This is a genomic window from Endozoicomonas sp. Z74 (genome assembly GCF_057680865.1).
On record NZ_JBLYZI010000112.1, the window covers coordinates 1 to 15,943 of the forward strand.

The window sequence follows — 15,943 nt, forward strand, 5'->3', positions numbered from 1 at the left end:
GTGGTTAAACCCTGCCACTTTCAAGTAAGTTTTTGGTGGATTATCCACCAAAAATTGCAGGGGCTAGGCTGCTTTTGCGATCCCAAAAGATGAATTTATCAAATAGCTGGGGTTGTTCGCACCTTCCTTAGATCTGTTGTTGAATCAAAAGCTTATAAAGATAGTCAGAAAGAAAGTGTACTTGATGCTTTAAAAAAACATGGCTTGAGCCCTAAAAAGCCCGGCGGTTCGGGGTCGAAATGAGTTTTTGAAGGTTGTAAAATTAATTTTTTTAAAACGTTTGTTGATAAATTTCCAGAGAGGAACATGCATTAAAGCTGTTGATCTGAATATTTCTGTTTTTTTGAGTCTATTATGGCTGTTGTTTAAATTGCTTATATTCAGTGTCAATAGACATAAGGTGTTACCAAGAATGGAGAAGTGGAGGCTCGGTGCCAAAGGTATAATTCTTTGCTGATAGGGGGTTGGTCCGTTAGTCCCATCGGACGATGATTCCCCTTCCCCCAGCGGCTTTAATCACTGACATTGATGAGAAGGCGTTGTGCCGCTCTTCCTGGGTTTTAGCCGGAATGGTTGAGAACCCGACAGGCTCCCAGGAAGGATAATAAAAAGAATGAGGGCCTGTTATGGATATTCGCGGACTGGGTTATGTGACTGCAGAGTCAACCGATCTGGAACAGTGGCGGCAATACGGCACCCAGGTGCTGGGCATGATGCTGACCGATGATTCCGATGACAGCACCCTGTATCTGAAAATGGACGACCGAAATTACCGGATTCTGGTGGAAAAATCCGATCAGGATCGATACGGCGTCAGTGGCTGGGAAGTGGCTGGCCCGGAAGCCTTTGCTGAAGCGGTTGCGGATTTGGAAAAGGCGGATGTTCAGGTGGTTTATGGTTCTGAGGACGAAGCCCGGGCCAGAAAAGTACAGGCTCTGATCAAGTTTGCCGATCCCGATGGCAATCGCCATGAAATTTTCTGGGGGCCCCAGCAGGATTTCTCTCGCTTTATCTCTCCGGTGGGGGTGAAACAGTTTGTTTCTGATGGCCTTGGTCTGGGCCATGTAGTGCTCCCAACCCCTTCATTCGAGCATTGTCGCTCGTTTTACACCGATGTAATGGGGTTTGGTCTGTCGGATCTGATGAAGGTCCGCTTTACCGATGATCTGAATGAGCCGGAAAAGAACCTCCATTTCATGCACTGTAATAATGGCCGCCATCACTCCCTGGCCATTTTTGAGGCACCTGTGCCCAGCGGCTGTGTCCATATGATGCTGGAGGTCTGTGATATGGATGAAGTGGGGCGGGCCATGGATCGGATGACTGCTCATGACGTGAAGTTGTCTGCTACTCTCGGCCGTCACACCAATGATGATATGACCTCGTTCTATATGAAAACCCCATCGGGGTTTGATATGGAATACGGTTGTGGTGGCCGTGTGATGGACTGGGAGGAGCATACAGTTTTCGAAAGCACTGTGGTCAGCCACTGGGGTCATGATTTCAGTGTCGGGTTCAAGTAAAAAGAACAACCCTGATGCCTATTGCGAAAAAAACAAAGGTGTATTGAATGGACAAACGCATGACCGCCGCAGATATCGTCGGGGAACTCCAGGACGGTATGACCATCGGCATTGGAGGCTGGGGGCCCCGGCGTAAACCCATGGCACTGGTTCGGGAGATTCTCCGTTCCGACCTGAAGGATTTGACGATAGTCGCTTATGGCGGTGCCGATGTGGGCATGCTCTGTGCGGCCGGTAAAGTCAAAAAGGTGGTGTTTGCTTTTGTCTCTCTGGACTTTATTCCCCTGGAACCTTATTTCCGCCAGGCCCGCCAGCAGGGCCAGGTAGAGGTGATGGAAATCGATGAAGGCATGATGCTGCTGGGATTGCGTGCCGCAGCCTGGGGCTGCCCGTATATCCCTACCCGGATTGGTCTGGGAACCGATGTTGTACGTCACAACCCGGATATCAAGGTGATTGACAGCCCCTATGACGAAAAGGAGTGGGTGGCCATGCCAGCCTTGAAGCTGGATGCGTCGCTGCTCCATGTGGACCGGGCTGATGAGCGTGGAGTGTGCCAGATCAAGGGCTCTGACCACTATATGGATGACTGGTTTGCCCGGGCTGCGGATAAAACCTATGTCACCTGCGACGAACTGGTGGATGCTGACTATTTCAATGATCCGGAAGAGTCCCGCTATGTATTCTGGGAACGCTCCATGACCCGTGCTGTCTGCTTGCAGCCAGGAGGAGCCCACCCCACTTCCTGCGCACCGCTGTATGGCTTCGATGTTGCTCACTTCAAGGAGTACAACGCTTCGGCAAAAAACGTCGGGGGTAATGGAGAGTCAGGGTTTTCTGCTTACTTCGAAAAATTTATCAGCAACCTGACAGAAGAAGAGTATCAGGCCAGAGTAGGCGGCCTTGAGGCCATCAAGCAACTGCCGTTGCCGGTTTATTGATAAAGGAGTGATGACCATGAATGATCCGGTAGCGGCTGCTGTGAAAAAAAATGTGGCAGCAAAAGAATACAGCCTGGCGGAATTGATGATCTGCGCAGGTGCAGAAGCTTTTCGTCATGACGGTGAGGTACTGGCCACCGGGATCGGCCTGATTCCCCGGCTGGCCGCCAGCCTGGCAATGACAACCTTTAATCCCGACCTGATGATGACGGATTCTGAAGCCTGGCTGCTGTCGGAGCCCAACCCTGTTGGTAACCGGGAAGCGGGTTTCGTCCAGAAAAATGAAACCTGGATGGGCTTTTCCCGCATTTTTGACAATGTCTGGAGCAGCAAGCGGCACGCCATGGTGGGCCCCACCCAGATCGACCGCTTTGGCCAGGCCAATATTTCAGCCCTGGGTGGCCGTTATGAGCAGCCCAAAGTGCAGATGCTCGGGGTGAGAGGCTTTCCGGGAAATTCCATCAGTCATGCCAACAGTTTTTTTGTGCCCAGTCATAACCGGCGGGTATTTGTGGAAGGCGAATGTGATGTTGTGGCCTCCATTGGTTATAACCCGGAGCGGCTTCCCAGGGGCTATGAGCTGGACGACATTGATATACGACTGGTGATTACTGATCTGGGGGTTCTTGACTGGGGTGGGCCCAACCATCAGCTCCGCCTGTTAAGCACCCATCCCGGTATCACCGTCGAGCAGGTTCAGGAAAATACCGGGTTTGAACTCTATCTCGAGGGCGACATTAAAACGACCGTTGCCCCAACAGAGGCACAGCTGGATGTGATCCGTCAGCTGGACCCCCATAACCTCCGGTCAAAGCAGTTGAAGGATAACCCCCCGGGTGATCGTAGAGGATAGGAGGCTGTCGGGCTTACGACTATTTCGGCCTAAAACCCAGAAAGAACGGCCAAATTATCCGATGCATTCGATTAAATAGGTTAACTATTCGCACGAATCCATCGAATAATTTGACTCGTTCTACTGAATTTTATGCTCGAAAGCATAAGCCAGACAGCCTCCTGCTCCCGGTGACGGCAAAATAAAAACAGCAGGATCGACGATGACAGATAAAAAGCACGAGAGCGCCGCCCACTCCGGGACAGGCAGCAGTGAAGGCCAGGAAGTGGTTCTCTATGAAGTTCGTGATGACGTAGCCATCGTGACCATGAATCGCCCTGAGTACAATAACGCCCAGAATTCAAAAATGACCTATGCGCTGGATGCGGCCTTTAAAAAAGCCAGCGATGACGATGATGTCAAGGTGATTGTTCTGGCCGGTGCCGGTAAACATTTTTCCGCTGGCCATGATATCGGGACTCCAGGGCGGGATGTGGACCAGACGTTTGACCGGGCCAGCCTGTGGTATGACCACACGAACAAGCCCGGTGGAGAGTTTCTGTATGCCCGGGAGCAGGAAGTCTATCTGGGCATGTGCCGACGCTGGCGGGAGATTCCCAAGCCCACCATTGCCATGGTACAGGGAGCCTGTATTGCCGGAGGGCTGATGCTGGCCTGGGTCTGTGACCTGATCATTGCCACAGAGGACTCTTTTTATGCAGACCCTGTCGTCAGAATGGGCATTCCGGGAGTGGAGTACTTTGCCCATGCCCATGAGCTGAATCCCCGAATTGCCAAAGAGTTCCTGTTTCTGGGGGAGCGGATGCCCGCAGAGCGTGCTTATCAGATGGGCATGCTGAATAAGGTGGTGAGCCGGGAAACCCTGGAAGAAGAGACCCTGGCCATTGCCAGTCGTATTGCCAAAATGCCACGGCTTGGGCTGCAATTAACCAAGCAGGCGGTGAATAATGCGGAAGACCTGATGGGGAAGCGTACCACCATGGACATGGTGTTTGGCCTTCATCATTTTGCCCACTCCCATAATGATCTGGTCTCCGGAGATCGCCTGGCAGGCTTTGATGGTAAATCCATGGCTGCTTCCCAGAGGAAAGCGGGTGGTGAAACCCATAAAAAGAAGGCGGAGGCATAATGGAAACCCGCCTGACTCAATTACTGGGATGCCGTTACCCTATTATCCAGACGGCCATGGGCTGGGTAGCCGACCCAAAACTGGTTGCCGCCACCTGCAATGCCGGTGGGTTTGGTTTTCTGGCGGGGGCCACCATTCCTCCGGAGGAGATGGAAGCCGCCATTGTGGAAACCCGGAAGTTGACGGATAAACCTTTTGGTGTGAACTTCCATATGTATCAGGCCAATGCCGCTGATATTGTCGATATGGTGGTGCGCCACGGAGTTCGTGCAGTGAGTTACAGCCGCTCTCCGGGAAAACAGATGATTGCTCAGCTTAAGGGGGCCGGTGTCGTTTGTATTCCGACGGTAGGGGCACTCAAGCATGCGGTCAAAGCGGTAGAAATGGGAGCCGATGCAGTCACCGTCCAGGGAGGAGAGGGCGGTGGTCATACGGGCTCAGTACCCACCTCTATCCTTTTGCCCCAGGTCGTGGATGCCCTGGATGTTCCAGTGGTTGCAGCCGGTGGCTTTAAGGACGGTCGAGGGCTGGTGTCTGCCCTGGCTTACGGGGCTGAGGGCATTGCCATGGGGACCCGTTTTCTGATGACCAAAGACAGTCCGGTTCCGGCAGCCACGCTGCAGCGCTACGTAGATGCCCAGAACCCGGCCCGCATTATTGTCAGCCGGGCCATTGATGGCATGCCCCAGCGGATGATCACCAATGAGTTTCTGGCGGAGCTGGAGCGGGCAGGCCCCCTCAGGCGACTGCTTCTGGCGGTGAGCAACGGGCTGGCCTTCAGAAAGCATACCGGCATGTCACTGGCGACTCTGTTGAAAACAGCTGTCCAGATGAAAGGGGAAGGCCAGATGACGGCAGCCCAGACCATCATGGCCGCGAACGCACCCATGGTGATTCAGAAAGCGATGGTGGAGGGGCGACCCGCGGAAGGAGTGCTTCCCGCAGGTCAGATAGCAGGAGCCATTGACTGTCTGCTCAGTTGTGAAGAGCTGATACAGGGCATTATGAAAGAATCAGACAAACAGCTGGCCCGGTTGCAGCAGATCAAGAAAGTTGAACAGAGCATTGCCGAAGCGGTGGCTTGAGAAACACCGAAAGCCGGCCTGACGGATCAGTGTGTCGTAGCACACAGCCATGAGCGGGAAATGCCGTTGGCAGCGAAAACTGAAAATACCTGAAGACTCCAAAACTCGGCATTTTCACAGTAAAAAAGGGTTAAAAACAATAATGACCAGACCATTTAACGTATCCATTGACCAGGGCATTGCCGAGCTGGTTTTTGATCACCCGCCGGTTAACGCCTTTACCAGCCAGGGGTGGGCAGATATTGCCGCAGAAATAGAGGCACTTGGTAAAAACGACCAGGTGAGGGTGATTATCGTAGCCGCCAGGGGGCGGGGGTTCTGTGCCGGAGTGGATATCAAGGAGCTGGCGGAAGACGGCAGCCTGATTGTAAAGGTGAATAAGGGCAATTATGACACCTTTGAATCCATTCATTTGAATCCCAAGCCGGTGATTGTTGCCGTTCATGGCTTTGTGCTGGGAGGAGGAATTGGTATTTCCGGGGCAGCGGACATCATTATTGCCTCTGAGTGTGCCCGCTTTGGCGTGCCGGAAGTGGACCGGGGAGCTATGGGGGGAGGGGCACACCTGCAACGAATGTTTCCGGTCCAGAAGGTCCGTTACATGTACTTTACTGGCGATATGATTGATGCCCATGAAGCCTATCGCCTGGGGGCCGTTGAGCGGGTGGTGCCAAAAGAGCAGTTACTGGCTACCGCCCGGGAAATGGCTGAAAAGATTGCACGGAAAAGCCCGAAAATGATCCAGTTGGCCAAAGAGGCCTTAACCGGCATCGAAGATGGCAGCCTGGAAGCAAAATATCGATGGGAGCAGGGTTTTACCCTGGAGGCTTATACGTCACCCGACTCACAGGAAGCCCGGGACTCTTTTGTTGAGAAACGGGGGGCCGTGTTTGATGGTTCAGCATCGGCGGAGGTGAGCTCGGAAAAAGCTCCCGGAAAAAAAGTGGAGGCGTAACATGGATCTCAGTTATACCGACAGCCAGAAAGCTTTCCGTCAGGAGGTGCGCAGCTGGCTTGAACAGAATGTTCCTGACCGGCCTCTGCAGTCGTTTGATACCGAAGCCGGTTTTCTTCAGCACCGGCAGTGGGAAGCTCAGTTGAACGATGGCCGCTGGGGCATGGTCACCTGGCCCGAAGCCTTGGGGGGGCGGGGTTGCGACCTGATTGAATGGCTGATTTTTGAAGAAGAGTATTATCGCTCCGGGGCGCCTGCCCGGGTAAACCAGAATGGCATCTTCCTGCTGGGGCCGACACTGATGGAGTATGGCACCGAGCAACAGAAGGCCCGCTTCCTGCCAAAAATGGCCACAGGGGAAGAGGTATGGGCCCAGGGCTGGTCAGAGCCCGGGGCGGGGTCGGATATGGCGGCGATTCGTTCGAAAGCCGAGCGGGTTGGGGATCATTACATTATTAATGGTCAGAAGACCTGGTCCACCCGGGCGGTGTGGGCGGACTGGACCTTCGGTATTTTCCGCACAGATCCACAGTCCAGCCGTCACAAGGGGCTGACTTTTATTCTGGTCCCCCTGGATGCCGAAGGCGTAACGGTTCGCCCGATCCCCCAGCTGGATGGCCTGCCGGGTTTTGCCGAAATATTCTTCGATAACGTCAAGGTGCCGGTTGAAAATGGCTTGGGTGGAGAAGGGATGGGCTGGCATGTGGCCATGTCTACTGCCGGTTTTGAAAGAGGGTTAATGCTCCGTTCTCCGGCCCGTTTCCAGGAAACGGCAAGAAGGCTGGTGGAACTCTACAAGGCAAACCGTGAAGCAGCGGACAGTGATCCAGCGGTTGGGGACGCGGTTATGAAGGCCTGGATGGATGCAGAAGCCTACACCCTGAATACCTATATGACTGCGTCCAGGCTGGTGCAGGGGGGGAAAATCGGTCCAGAGTCGTCCACTAACAAGATTTTCTGGTCTGAACTGGACCAGAACATGCACGACACTGCCATGAGTATACTCGGGGCCCGTGCGGAGCTCTGGCCCCATGCCCCGGATGCCGGGGAGGTGGGAAAATGGCTGGATGGGTTCCTGTTTTCCCAGGCTGGGCCTATTTATGCAGGCACTAACGAAATTCAACGCAATATTATTGCCGAGCGCATGCTGGGCATGCCCAGGGCCTGAGGGAGCAGCCAATGAATTTTACCTTTACTGAAGATCAGTTGATGTTTCACGACAGTGTGAAATCATTCCTGACCAATGAAATCACTCCTGAAAGAATTCGTGAGCTCTGGGAAAGTGAGTCAGGGCGATCCAGTGAGCTCTGGGGGCAGCTGGCGGAACTGGGATTGACGGCCATGACGGTACCAGAGACCTGTGGTGGCCTGGGCATGAATGAGCTCGATTTCGTCTTGTTGGCCGAGGAGTGTGGTTACACGGCGTTGCCGGAATCCCTGGTGGAAACGGTCATGGTAACCACTCCGCTACTGAACGCGCTCGATGATGACCAGCGTGATTTCAAGCAGGAGTGGCTTGGGCGTATTGCCAGTGGAGAAGCCCGGGTGGCCATTGGCCATCCTGCAAACCCTCTGGTGGCGGATGCCCATGTGGCGGATCTGCTGATTCTGGCCAATGGCCATGAGGTGCATGCAGTTCCTGCCGCCCAGGTCAGGCTGACGGCCAATGAGTCTGTTGACCCCAGTCGTCAATTATTCAGTGTCCAGTGGGCACCTTCAGAAGTGACCCGGGTGGCAGATGCAGAATCCGGTCAGCAGCTCTGGACAGATGCCCTGGACCGGGGAGCTCTGGCCATTGCCGCCCAGCAGTTGGGACTGGCCCGCAGGATGGTGGACCTGGCGGTGGATTACACCTATGAGCGAAAACAGTTTGGCAAGCCGGTGGGCTCTTTCCAGGCGGTTAAGCACCTGATGGCCAATGTGGCTGTCCAGATTGAGTTCGCCAAGTCGCCCCTGTATCGGGCCGCTTACGCTGTAGCCCAGGGGGAGGTAAACCGTTCCCGGGATGTTTCCCATGCCAAGTTGGCCTGTTCCGAGGCGGCAAAGCTGGCAGCGAAAAATGCCATCCAATCCCATGGTGCCATGGGGTATACCTGGGAAGTGGATCTGCAGATTTTTATGAAGCGGGCCTGGGCCCTGGTGGCGTCCTATGGGAGTCAGGGATTTCACAAGCAACGGGTTCAACAGTTTATTCTGGCGGATGATGCGCCCCTGGGGGCTGGCAGTACTTTTCAAGCCACATCCTGTCACACTGTCAATTAAGCCACCCGCTGGCAAGCCATAGTCGTAGAGAAGGGTAGAAAGGAAGAATAACAATGCCTGAAGCTTATATTGTTGATGCGGTCCGTTCCCCAACCGGGCGTCGTAAGGGAGGCCTGGCCCATCTTCATGGTGCTGATCTGGGGGCTCATGTATTGAGGGCCATTGTGGATCGCAATGCCATTCCCGATGATGAATACGACGATGTTATTTTTGGCTGTGTGGATACTATTGGTCCTCTGGCTGGCGATATTGCCCGAACCAGCTGGCTGGCAGCAGGGCTTTCGGAAGCGGTGCCGGGAACGACCATTGACCGCCAGTGTGGCTCCTCACAGCAGGCGGTTCATTTTGCTGCCCAGGCGGTGATGAGCGGCACCCAGGACGTGGTGGTTGCCGGGGGTGTTCAGACCATGACCCAGATTCCCATCTCCTCGGCCATGATGGCAGCCGAACCCCTTGGGTTTTCAGACCCCTTTTCCGGTTCCAAAGGCTGGGTAGAGCGTTATGGGGCCGAGCCGCCCACACAGTTCAAATCTGCCCAGATGATTGCCGACAAGTGGGGCTTCTCCCGGGAAGCGCTGGAGACATTTTCCCTGGAATCTCACCGTCGGGCGCTGGCTGCAATTGAAGAAGGACGGTTTGATCGAGAGATCATCCCTTTAGAGGGGGTGGTTATGGATGAGACACCGCGCCAGTCCTCTCTTGAAAAAATGGCGGAACTGGATTTTCTGTTTGGCTGCGAAAAAGTGACCGCTGCGGTCTCCAGTCAGACCTGCGATGGCTCTTCGGCTATTCTGGTGGTTTCTGAGGCGGCGTTGAAAAAATACAACCTGACACCCAGGGCGCGGATTCACCATATGAGTGTTCGGGCCGCTGATCCCATCTGGATGCTGACAGCCCCCATACCTGCAACGGAATATGCGCTGAAGAAAGCCGGTATGACCCTGGATCAGATTGACCGGGTGGAAATCAATGAAGCCTTTGCCTCAGTGGCCATGGCCTGGCTTAAAGAAACCGGTTATCCCCACGACCAGACGAACGTCAATGGTGGAGCAATTGCCCTGGGGCACCCCCTTGGAGCCACCGGGACAAAGCTGATGACCACCTTGCTTCATGAGCTTGAGCGAACCGGTGGGCGCTATGGTTTACAGACCATGTGTGAGGGGGGCGGTCAGGCCAACGTGACCATTATTGAGCGGCTTTGAGAGGCCGTCGTGAAACCGGAAAAGCCTGGCGCCTATGCTTATACGCCCTATGGGTGTTTGCATGGATGTGTCTATAAGAGAAATAAGAAAATCAGGGGATAGTTTGATGGCAGTTTGTGAAGATCGTGTTGTGATTATCACCGGTGCCGGTGGGGGGCTTGGCAGGGCGTATGCGCTAGCCTTTGCCGCTGAAGGCGCCAAAGTGGTGGTCAATGATATCAATGAGAAGGCGGCAGTGGCCGTTGTTGAAACCATTGAAGCCAGTGGTGGGCAGGCAGTTGCCAACACCAACGATATTACCGATTACGAAGAGTCTGCATTGATTGTCAGGCAGGCCATTGATACCTGGGGCGACCTGCATGTGGTGGTAAATAATGCCGGGATTTGCCGGGACCGAATGTTTGCCAGCCTCTCGGAGTCGGACTGGGATGCAGTGATGTCAGTGCACCTGAAGGGGCATTTCTGTATCAGCAGTCACGCTGTTAAATACTGGCGGGAACAATCCAAGGGTGGAAAGGACGTTAATGCCCGGATTATTAACACCAGCTCCGGTGCCGGGTTGCAGGGCTCCATTGGCCAGTCCAATTATGCCGCTGCCAAGGGTGGTATTGCCTCCCTTACTCTGGTGCAGGCTGCTGAACTGGCACGCTATGGCATCACTGCCAACGGGCTGGCACCTGCGGCCCGTACCGGCATGACCGAAGAGGTCTTTGCAGATGTGATGAAGAGGCCGGAACAGGGCTTTGATTTCTTTGCACCGGAAAATGTGGCCCCCCTGGTGGTCTGGCTGGGTTCTGAGCAGTCTACCAACGTCACTGGTCGTTTGTTTGAAGTGGAAGGGGGCAAGATCTCCATTGGCGACGGCTGGCGAAGAGGGCCGGAAAAAGATAAAGGCAGTCGCTGGGAGCCGGCTGAGGTGGGTGAGGCTGTCGCTGATTTGATGGCGGAAGCGGTACCGGCCCAAAAGGTTTATGGCAGTTAGGCCTGCGAAAGGCTTTCCAGCAATACGCCGGTCAACCTCTGCCAGACGGTTATGAAAGGGGATCCTCCACAGCCCCATTCCTACCGGTCATCCAATTGATTCTATGCCAGCCTCAAGCCGTAGAGGCTGGCAACGTTATAATGCCTAACACAATGATGCAGTATTGATAACAAGTGCTGGTGTTTACACGCTGATGGTTTATTATTTTTGAAATTCTGGATGATGGTTTATAGGGGGCGAAATGGATTTCAAGACTAATGCTGTTTTCTTGAGTTTTAAGTATGTTCCGATAAATCATTCCTGTGAGCATTTTGGAAATGCTTTGTTTGGTCTGGTTACTAAAGTTGATCCCTTTTCCTTTTTTTGGGGTAAAGAGAGCTTAGAATCTGATTCTATCAAGCCTGTTAATCAAAGATCTGTCTCAAAGTTATGTTGTCCTGTGGTTTTGGATGGTGCTGAGAATGAAGAGGTTGAGACTGATAATAAGCAGGAGTTTTATGTTGCTGAAATATCCATTAGTTCCCCTAATCCAACCAAAAGGTTAGCGAAACAAAAAAATGCAGTGCTGCAGGCTATGGAAAAAGTAAGAGAAGAGTATGAAAAAGAAAAGTCAAAGGTGACTACTTCGAATATAAGTGTAAGGCTGAAAGAAAGGCATCGAGTTGTGAATGGTGGAGTTGAGAATACCATTGAAGATTGTGATGGCAGCATCTTTCCAAGAATGAGAAAAGGGAAATCGAAAAGAATGGTTAATCGATTAACTCAACCTTATCCTCATTTTACAAAGGAAAGGCCTGGTGGTATGGGGGATCATTTTACTCGCATTCGATTCATTAAATCCCAGGGTGAGTTTGACCTTTTTCAGCGATACCATCAGCTATCATCTCCTCTGAATGGAAAACCGTTTTCATTTAAATTTCATGATCGAGTCATTGCCGTTAATCGTAATACGCAGGCTATTCATGCTGTTGTTGGTTGTGACCTAACCCCAGAGTACAGTTATAGCCTTTCCGAACTTCGAGAGCAGAGCCGATTGTATGAAATAAAGCCGCAGATTCATGAACGGCAGCAGCCAGCTTATATGCCTCGTGAGGTTCTGGTTCGCAGTGACAGTTATGAGTATTAAATGGATGAGGTTGTGGTTGGGACTAAATTGAGTGGCAGTTTCCTTTTGACCCTTAAGATGGTTTTCTGATTTAAGATATTGATTATTTTTTTTGTATCCCTTTGCCATTTTATAGATTTTGAATTACCTGACTGGGACTGGTGCCGGTTGCCTCACCCTGAGTTCCTTTTGGAGTCAGGGTGAAGGCAGCGTCTAAGTGATTTAAATAATGATATAAGCCAATACGTAACCGATACCACAGGCAGAGACAACACCGATCAAACCGGGCATCATAAAGCTGTGGTTAAAATAGTATTTTCCGATTTTTGTGGTGCCGGTGCTGTCGAAATTGCAGGTGGCAATATCCGATGGGTAGTTCGGGATAAAGAAGTACCCATAAACGGAAGGCATAATGGCAATCAGCAGCTGAGGGGACAGGCCCAGGCCCAGGGCCACTGGCAGCATCATCCGGGCAGTGGCCGCCTGGCTGTTAACTACTACAGAAACGATGAACATGGCAAAGGCGATGGTCCAGGGGTGCTGGGTTACCATTTCCTTAATAGTGGTCTGGAAGACTGGCATGGCGTGCTGGAAATAGGTATCACTCATCCAGGCAATACCGAAGATGGCAATAGCGGCCACCAGACCGGATTTGAAAACCACCCCTTCCGGTACCTTTTTAACCGGTGTATTGGTCAGCAGCAGAATCAAGCCACCAAAGGCCAGCATCATCATCTGGATAATCACGCTCATCTTAATGGCTTTTTCACCGATGGTGCGGATTTCCGGTACCATGGCCACCAGAACAATGGTAGCAATCCCGGCAACAAACAGGTAAACGGAATGACGGGCTGAGGCGGGCAGCTCTTCATCCAGGCTGGTAGCTGTGGTTTCTTCAATCTGCTTGCGCTGCACAGGGTCTGCCATTCTGGCCTGGTATTCCGGATCGTCTTCCAGCTCAACACCGCGGCGCATGCTGTACAGGGAAAGAATGACGGTTCCAAGCAGGGTTGCTGGAATGGTCACTCCCAGAATGCTGGTCAAAGTGATGCTGGTGTTGATATCACTCAGCTGTGCCAGGTAATAAACCACTGCAGCGGAAAGAGGGCTGGCGGTGATGGCCAGCTGGGATGCCACTGAAGCCGCTGCCATTGGACGCTCTGGCCGGATGCGGTTTTTCAGGGCAACGTCACCAATAATGGGCATTACGGAGTAAACGGAGTGACCGGTACCCAGCATAAAGGTCATGGCGTAGGTGACCAGTGGACCCAGCAGTGTGACGTGTTTCGGGTTTTTTCTGAGGATTTTTTCCGCCACCTGAAGCATATACTTCAGGCCTCCGGCGGCTTCCAGAATGGAGGCACAGGTCACCACCGCGAGAATGATCAGCATGACGGTGACGGGAGGGGTGGTGGGTGTCATTCTGAAAATAAAGACTTCGATGACCAGACCGATGCCCGAGACAACCCCGAGACCAATCCCTCCTTTACGGCTACCGACGTATAGCATCAGCAGCAGGAAAAGAAACTGAAAAACAAGCATAGTAAGCTCCATTTGGAAGCGGCGAGAAATTTTGGGAGAGCAGATGGTCTTACAATTCTCTTTACGGTTTGTTGACGCGCATCAATAATTAAATAGACCAATGCTGATGTAAATCAATAAAAGATTATTTGTTCACCAGTGTTTCGCTATTGTGGGTCGTTGTAGTGGTTATTACTTTTGCTGGTTCTGTTTTGTTTTGTTTCTATTTGTTGAGTAGGTTTGTTTTGTGTCTTTTTTAACTTTATAGGGTGTTTTTTTAAAAGCCTCCCGGTGGTATTCCGGGAGGCTTAATGGGGGGCTTATTTACCCTGAGTTTGAGTTGACAGGCTACTCTGTGCACTGTTATCAGTGAGGACAACTGGTTCAGCACTGTAAGTTTGTTGGTCTTCTGGCTGCTTCTCGTCTTTATTTCCAGATGTGTTATTACCAGCTCCAGCCTCAGTTACAGTAACTGTTTGCATGTGATCTGTTAACTCTTGAGTTGGATTTTCGTCACTCATACCTTCAGCTTGGCTTTTTCCTTCTGTATCCGGTTTAATGGCTTCCTTCTTTTCCTCTATCGCATCAGCTTTTTTTCCAGAAGCCGTATTAGTCGTGTCTGGCTTTTGTTTATCTTCATTATGGTCTGGTATAGCGGGAGATTGCACTTCTTGTTGCTCTCCCTCTGGGGGCAGGGAAGCTGGTTCAATAGGTAAATCAGCATTTTCGGCGGTTGCGTCTTGTTCCTCTTCACCGCCAGTTGTGCTATCTGTTCTATCATCTGGAACTTCAGATTCTTTATTTCTTTCGGCCTCTTCAGTTTCAGGGGCTTGTGTTCTATCTGTATCTCCACCTGAATTATCTGCGGTAGAGTTGTCGGTATTTTCAGGATCTTCCTTGTTTTCTTCTTGCTCTTCTCGATGTTGTTTCAATTGATCCAGCTTGTTCTGATCTTCTTCTGTTAATGCTTCTTTGGGAGTTAAGTGATATGGGGTACCATTTGGCAATTGACCATCAATTGTATACGCTAATTGACCACTTTCTGTGAGGGTGTATAAAACCGTTACTAGATTCTCGTCAGGAGTAATTAAGTGCACTTGAATGTTGCTATTTGGAAGGGTGTCAATACCTTGGACTGTTGTGCCTGCTGGGACCAACCTGAGTGGAACACCTGGGATATAAACAACTGCCTCAGTTTCGACAGTTGCATAAACTTGATGGAGGTTTAATGGGCTGTCGTCGCCCTCGGGTGGAGCTTCTGTATGTTGATGGTTTATGTGTTGAAGCTCCTCAAGATCAGGATGTCCTTCTGGAAGTACATCAAGATCAACATAAAAGGTCGTTTGTGTATGAGGGGTAGCTGTTTCAGCTGAAGCGGTATCTGCTTCTGATGTTACAGTATCATCAATGTATATCGTATGGCGGGATCCTGATTGTTTTTCCGGGTTTGTGATCAATGTTTGCTTGGATGGAGCGGCTAGCGCCAGAGAAGCCTGAAACACAAAAATGAGCGCCAATAACCTTAAAAACAACGAAGAGGGCTTGATACATAACGCCATTGTTTATTACCTGCAGAGGGGATTAATAACTGGGTTATATCTAGCTGAAGGCACGACATCTGACAAATAACCAGTCTATCTAGGTGGCCCCTCTTTTATCACTTTGTTGCAGGAATCTGTGATTTTAAAGGTTTGATATTATCTGAAAGAATCACTGGGCCTGAAAGAATTACGGGCCATTTCTTCTGGCATGACGCTCGCGGTTTTCCAGTTTTTCCCGCTCGCTCTTTCTCAGCAGTACATAAAGGGCGCCGGTGCCTCCATGGATTTTCAGGGCGCTATGAAAAGCCAGAACGGCTTCCAGTTGGGGCAGCCAGGTATACAGGTAGCTTTTAAGCCGCGCCGGGGGAGTGCTGCGTTCACCGCGTCCATGGGCAATGAGTACGGTACGCAGTTCGTGCTCTCTGCAGTCATTGATAAAATTGAACACCTCCTCCCGTGCTTCCCGGGCACTTTTCTGGTGCAGGTCAAGGCGGGCTTCCAGTTCGTATTTGCCCAGGCGGAGTTTTTTGAACACCCCTTCCTGGACGCCTTCCCGCTTCCATACCAGAAAGTCATGGGGCTTGACCATTCTGGGGTTGAGCAGTGAGAGAAAGTTCGGGTCGGTAAAGGTTTCCTGTGCCGCAGACTTGCGGGCCTGTTGCCCTGGGGTGATGCCTGGAGCTTTCCGGGTATGTGCCCGGGGTCTGGTTTTCAGAGTATAGTGGACCCCAAAAACTGGACCACTGGCTAAGTTAAGTTTTTCGACTGTATGATGCCCTTTCAAGGAGGGGAAAATGACAGTCAGAAAAAGGAAGCGTCATGCACCTGAATTCAAAGCTCAGGT

General features: G+C 51.8%; 14 protein-coding genes. 11 read left to right on the forward strand and 3 right to left on the reverse strand.

Annotated features, from left to right (window positions below):
- Nucleotides 1-626: 626 nt before the first annotated feature.
- The 11 genes from ACNRUY_RS22385 to ACNRUY_RS22435 all read left to right on the forward strand — a co-directional run bounded on the left by ACNRUY_RS22385 (nucleotide 627) and on the right by ACNRUY_RS22435 (nucleotide 12,058).
- Nucleotides 627-1,523 carry a VOC family protein gene (locus ACNRUY_RS22385; protein ID WP_488113886.1) on the forward strand — a complete coding sequence of 299 codons (897 nt, stop codon included), beginning with the start codon at nucleotides 627-629 and terminating at the stop codon, nucleotides 1,521-1,523.
- A gap of 47 nt (nucleotides 1,524-1,570) precedes the next feature.
- Nucleotides 1,571-2,464 (forward strand): CoA transferase subunit A, encoded by an 894-nt coding sequence (locus ACNRUY_RS22390; protein WP_488113887.1) that lies wholly within the window; start codon nucleotides 1,571-1,573, stop codon nucleotides 2,462-2,464.
- Nucleotides 2,465-2,480: 16 nt separating this feature from the next.
- On the forward strand, nucleotides 2,481-3,317 hold the full coding sequence (locus tag ACNRUY_RS22395) for a CoA-transferase subunit beta (protein WP_488113888.1): 837 nt from the start codon (nucleotides 2,481-2,483) through the stop codon (nucleotides 3,315-3,317).
- Between the two features lie 202 nt (nucleotides 3,318-3,519).
- Nucleotides 3,520-4,446 (forward strand): enoyl-CoA hydratase, encoded by a 927-nt coding sequence (locus ACNRUY_RS22400; RefSeq protein WP_488113889.1) that lies wholly within the window; start codon nucleotides 3,520-3,522, stop codon nucleotides 4,444-4,446.
- Nucleotides 4,446-5,531: an NAD(P)H-dependent flavin oxidoreductase gene (locus ACNRUY_RS22405; protein WP_488113890.1), complete on the forward strand. Its 1,086-nt coding sequence runs from the start codon at nucleotides 4,446-4,448 to the stop codon at nucleotides 5,529-5,531. Before ACNRUY_RS22400 ends, ACNRUY_RS22405 begins: the two co-directional genes overlap by 1 nt.
- 142 nt (nucleotides 5,532-5,673) lie before the next feature.
- Complete coding sequence (locus tag ACNRUY_RS22410; RefSeq protein ID WP_488113891.1) at nucleotides 5,674-6,486, forward strand: enoyl-CoA hydratase family protein; 813 nt, start codon at nucleotides 5,674-5,676, stop codon at nucleotides 6,484-6,486.
- A 1-nt stretch (nucleotide 6,487) separates the two neighbouring features.
- On the forward strand, nucleotides 6,488-7,654 hold the full coding sequence (locus ACNRUY_RS22415) for an acyl-CoA dehydrogenase family protein (RefSeq protein ID WP_488113892.1): 1,167 nt from the start codon (nucleotides 6,488-6,490) through the stop codon (nucleotides 7,652-7,654).
- An 11-nt stretch (nucleotides 7,655-7,665) separates the two neighbouring features.
- Complete coding sequence (locus ACNRUY_RS22420; protein ID WP_488113893.1) at nucleotides 7,666-8,748, forward strand: acyl-CoA dehydrogenase family protein; 1,083 nt, start codon at nucleotides 7,666-7,668, stop codon at nucleotides 8,746-8,748.
- 53 nt (nucleotides 8,749-8,801) lie between these two features.
- A complete protein-coding gene (locus ACNRUY_RS22425; RefSeq protein WP_488113894.1) occupies nucleotides 8,802-9,950 on the forward strand; it encodes an acetyl-CoA C-acetyltransferase in 1,149 nt (382 codons plus the stop codon).
- 106 nt (nucleotides 9,951-10,056) lie between these two features.
- Entirely contained in the window at nucleotides 10,057-10,932 is an 876-nt protein-coding gene (locus ACNRUY_RS22430) for an SDR family oxidoreductase (RefSeq protein ID WP_488113895.1), read from the forward strand.
- 241 nt (nucleotides 10,933-11,173) lie between these two features.
- The gene (locus tag ACNRUY_RS22435; protein ID WP_488113896.1) at nucleotides 11,174-12,058 is read left to right on the forward strand and encodes a hypothetical protein; all 885 of its coding nucleotides are present in this window, start codon (nucleotides 11,174-11,176) and stop codon (nucleotides 12,056-12,058) included.
- A 201-nt stretch (nucleotides 12,059-12,259) separates the two neighbouring features.
- On the opposite strand, the gene ACNRUY_RS22440 is transcribed toward ACNRUY_RS22435, so the two are convergent.
- The 3 genes from ACNRUY_RS22440 to smrA all read right to left on the reverse strand — a co-directional run bounded on the left by ACNRUY_RS22440 (nucleotide 12,260) and on the right by smrA (nucleotide 15,883).
- Nucleotides 12,260-13,579, reverse strand: a complete 1,320-nt coding sequence (locus tag ACNRUY_RS22440; RefSeq protein ID WP_488113897.1) for an anaerobic C4-dicarboxylate transporter — start codon at nucleotides 13,577-13,579, stop codon at nucleotides 12,260-12,262.
- A gap of 299 nt (nucleotides 13,580-13,878) precedes the next feature.
- On the reverse strand, nucleotides 13,879-15,117 hold the full coding sequence (locus tag ACNRUY_RS22445; protein ID WP_488113898.1) for a hypothetical protein: 1,239 nt from the start codon (nucleotides 15,115-15,117) through the stop codon (nucleotides 13,879-13,881).
- Between the two features lie 169 nt (nucleotides 15,118-15,286).
- A complete protein-coding gene (gene smrA, locus ACNRUY_RS22450) occupies nucleotides 15,287-15,883 on the reverse strand; it encodes a DNA endonuclease SmrA (RefSeq protein WP_488113899.1) in 597 nt (198 codons plus the stop codon).
- Between the last annotated feature and the right edge of the window lie 60 nt (nucleotides 15,884-15,943).